Below are 3,931 nucleotides of genomic sequence, written 5' to 3'. Positions count from 1 at the left end.
GCAGATGCTGGCCGCCGACCTGACCCAGGGGCAGCTGCCGGCGCTTTTTGCCTACAGCGGCCTGCAGTACCAGTACCTGGCCGCCGACGTTTTGGACCAGGCGGGGCTGGACTACCTGGACCAGCACCTGCGCATTCTGTCCGGTCTGTACGGCAGCCTGCGCCCCTTTGACGGGATCGTGCCTTACCGCCTGGAAATGAAGAGCCCCTTGCCCGCCTTTAAGTATAAGTCCCTTTATGATTTCTGGGGGGCAAAAGTTTACGAAGACCTCTACCAAGACGATTCCGTGGTCCTCAACCTGGCCTCCAAAGAATACAGCCGCTTGCTTATTCCTTACCTTAAAGACGGCGACCGGCTGGTCGAGGTCGTCTTCCAGGAAGAGAAAAACGGCAAATGGCGCACCCAGGCCACCCATGCCAAGATGGCCCGGGGCCGGCTGGTCCGCTGGCTGGCAGAAGGGGACCGGGACCTGGCTGACCTGCCGGAATTTTCCGACTTTGGCTACGTCTTTGCCAGCGACCAGAGCGGGGCTGACCGGCTCGTTTTCCGGAAAAAAGCATGACGATTTTTCACAAAGTAAGAAAAAAGAGAAATTTTTTTAACTTTCGAAAGGGCGGGAAGCGCTTGCTAACCCGCCTTTTCTTTTTTGTGCAAAAATTAATAAAATTGACAACGCTTACAGATGTGATTTAATAGAAACAGAGATTGAAACATTAAAAGAAGACTGTAAGGTGAGTAAGAATGGATTATCACAAGTTAACTGCTGAAGACATTGAAAACTTGCGGCCAATGATCGCTGATCCCGACCGCTTTATCACGGAAGTGACTGAACACTGGGACCACGACCAGTTCAAGACTGTCCGGGCCATGCCTGACCTGGTAATTCAACCGGTTACGGCTGAAGAAGTTGCCAGCGTCTTGAAGTACGCCAGCGACCACGAAATTGCCTTGACTCCTCGGGGCAACTCCACCGGTTTGATGGGGGCCAACTTGACGGTGCACGGCGGGATTTCTTTGGACATGGTGAAGATGAACAAGGTCATCGACTATGACCCGGCCAACTTGACCATTACCGTGCAACCGGGCATCCGCTTGAACCAGCTGGAAGACTTTTTGGCAGACAAGCCGTTTACCTACATGCCAGCGCCAGCCATGCACTGGGCAACCGTAGCCGGCAACATCAGCACCAACGCCGGCGGCTTGAAGGCCATCAAGTACGGGGTAACCCGGGAACACATCCGCGAAGTCAAGGTTGCCTTGACGGACGGCAAGGTCTACAAGTTCGGCTCCAAGTCAGTCAAGTCCTCATCAGGCTACTCACTGAAGGACTTGATCATCGGTTCAGAAGGGACCTTGGGCGTGATCACCGAAGCCGTTTTGCGTCTGTACCCAAGACCAAAGCACGCTTTGAACGCCATCATTCCTTTCCCGACTTTGGACGACGCCATCGAATCAGTGCCAGCCATCCTGGCTTCCGGGGTTGTGCCGACAACCGTTGAATACATGGGCCGCAAGGTCTTGAACCTGTGGGAAAAGTACTACGATGCTACTTTCCCGATCAAGGAAGGCGACGGCTTCATCATCCTGGGCATCGATTCCTTTACTAAGAGCGACGCTGAAGCACAACTGGCCCAGGCTTTGGAAGCAGTCAAGCCGTTCCACGCTTTGAAGGAAACGGTTTTGAACGCTGAATCAGAAGAAGCCAAGACCATCTGGGACGCGCGTGAAAAGCTGCTTTTGGCCATCCAGAAGTCAACTCCGAAGATGGACGAAGTCGACGTTTCCGTGCCGATCAGCAAGATTCCGCTGGTTTTGCACCGGATCGAAGAACTTGAAAAGGAAGAAAACATGCGGATCCCTAACTTCGGCCACGCCGGCGACGGGAACCTGCACATCTACCTGTGCTCTGACGACATGACTGACGAAGAATTCGCCAAGAAGGGCGACACCGTCATCTCCGAACTCTACAAGACCGCCAAGTCAGTGGACGGCAACATGTCCGGTGAACACGGGGTCGGCTACGCCCGTCAGAACTACTACGAAGACTTCTACGGCAAGGACTACACCGACTTGCTCAGAAAGGTCAAGGCTCTGTTCGACCCTAAGGGCATCCTTAACCCAGACAAGATCTTCCCGTTAGATTAAGAAAGCGAGTCCCTCCTCGCTCAACCTTGAAAAACCAAATCAAAAACTAATCAACTAATCAAATCAAGAATTAACCAAAAACCGAAAAGAACAAGTACCTAGCAATAAGTACATTGACAAATACACAAACAACATTTTAATTTTTAAGCTTCACAATTAATTATCACGAAGAAGGACTGCTTGGGCAGTCCTTTTTTGTGGCAGAAAAATGACATCGCGTCACTTTTTATGTTGACACGGTGTCACTTTAGTCCTATACTGGAAACAGTTGATGGTGACACGGTGTCACGGAGGTAAAAAATGGTCAAGGCAACTTTTGAAAATTTAAGCGAAGACAAGCAAAGCCGGGTAACCGCGGCCCTGCTCAAGGAATTCAGCGCCCACACTCTGGCCAGCGCCCAGGTGGCGCGGATTGTCAAGGAGGCCGGCATCGCCCGGGGGGCTTTTTACAAGTATTTTGAGGATCTGACTGATGCCTACCAGTACTTGTTTAAATTGGCCATGCGGGACCTGCACACGGGCCTGACGGGCCGGATGGGGGCAGACGAGCTCTATCAGATGACCAAGGACTTTGTGACCAAGGCAGCTGGCAGCCAGTACTACGACTTGATCCGCCTGCACTACGCAGCCAACGAGTCTCTCTTGCCCAGCAGCAAGCCCCAGAAAATGCCGGCTATCGCCTGGGCGGCGATGACTTTGTCGCATGAGGCCATCAAGGAAGCCTTGCTGGACCCGGACAAAGCCGACTTTTACTTAAAGCGGGAACGCGAGGCTTTAGAGAACCTTTTTGGCAGCCAGGATGACCAGCAAATAGGATAGAAAGGAAGAAAACAGAAAAAATGTTTTTAGCACTAAAAGAGATCAAGCATGAGAAGAAACGCTACGGCTTGATTGTCTTCATGATTTTTCTGATCGCCTACATGATTCTGGCGACCTGGGGACTGGCTTACGGCCTGGCCCGGGAAAACACGGTTGCTTTGGAGGGCTGGCAGACAAAGAGCGTGGTCTTGAACAAGAACGCCAACCTGTCCATGAACAGCTCAATTTTGACCAAGGACGACCTGAAGAAGATCGACCTGACCAAGAAGGAAGCTGTTGTCGGCGAGCTGCAGGTAGTGGCCAAGAAGAAGGGGCAAAGCGGGATCAACGCCCAGTACATGGGGATCAAGCAGAGCGACTTCATCTACAAGGACCAGGACCTGATCGCTGGCCGCCGGGCCAAGGGTAAATACGAGGTCACGGCCGACAGCCGCTTTAAGGACAAGGGCTACAAGCTGGGCGACAAGGTGACCTTGAACGGGTCAGACCACAAGTACAAGATCGTTGGCTTCGTCAAGGATGCCAAGATCAACATTGAGCCGATCCTGTACGGGTCCCTGTCTTCTTGGAAGACTTTGAAGAACGTGGCGCCGGGGATTGAAGCTTCCGGGATCATTTCCCAGCGGGACTTGTCCGTTAAGGGGAAGAACTTCAAGACTTACGGGGTTAAGGAATTTACGCAAAAACTGCCGGGCTACTCTGAACAGAACATGACTTTTGAATTGATGATTGCTTTCATGTTCATCATTTCCCTGGTCATCGTGGCGGTTTTCTTGTACATTTTGACCATCCAGAAGCTGCCGAACTACGCGGTATTGCGGGCACAAGGGGTGCCGGCCAAGACTTTGATCTGGGCCACGGTCAGCCAGAGCCTGCTTTTGGTAACGAGTGCCTTGGTCTTGGCCTTGCTGGCCATCTGGGCTACGGCGGCCGCCATGCCGGCATCTGCGCCGATGGCCTTTACGCC

General features: G+C 52.6%; 4 protein-coding genes. All 4 read left to right on the top strand.

What is annotated here, in order from left to right; genetic code table 11:
• Positions 1–562, top strand: a 562-nt coding sequence (gene yaaA / locus lacNas_RS00960) for a peroxide stress protein YaaA (protein ID WP_201336167.1), incomplete at its 5' end; no start/stop codon positions are given.
• A gap of 179 nt (positions 563–741) precedes the next feature.
• Positions 742–2,145, top strand: a complete 1,404-nt coding sequence (locus lacNas_RS00955) for an FAD-binding oxidoreductase (protein WP_201330609.1) — start codon at positions 742–744, stop codon at positions 2,143–2,145.
• Positions 2,146–2,445: 300 nt separating this feature from the next.
• On the top strand, positions 2,446–2,964 hold the full coding sequence (locus lacNas_RS00950) for a TetR/AcrR family transcriptional regulator (protein ID WP_201330608.1): 519 nt from the start codon (positions 2,446–2,448) through the stop codon (positions 2,962–2,964).
• A 20-nt stretch (positions 2,965–2,984) separates the two neighbouring features.
• The coding region (locus tag lacNas_RS00945) for an FtsX-like permease family protein (RefSeq protein ID WP_201330607.1) at positions 2,985–3,931 on the top strand (947 nt) is incomplete at its 3' end.

Source organism: Lactobacillus nasalidis (assembly GCF_016587775.1).
GTDB lineage: Bacteria > Bacillota > Bacilli > Lactobacillales > Lactobacillaceae > Lactobacillus > Lactobacillus nasalidis.
The sequence above is the reverse complement of the archived record's forward strand: the minus strand, read 5'-3'. Positions and strand labels throughout refer to the sequence as shown.

Excerpts from the sequence above, each read along its gene's own strand:
- lacNas_RS00955 (WP_201330609.1), top strand. The coding sequence starts at position 742 with ATGGATTATCACAAGTTAACTGCTGAAGACATTGAAAACTTGCGGCCA.
- lacNas_RS00950 (WP_201330608.1), top strand. The coding sequence starts at position 2,446 with ATGGTCAAGGCAACTTTTGAAAATTTAAGCGAAGACAAGCAAAGCCGG.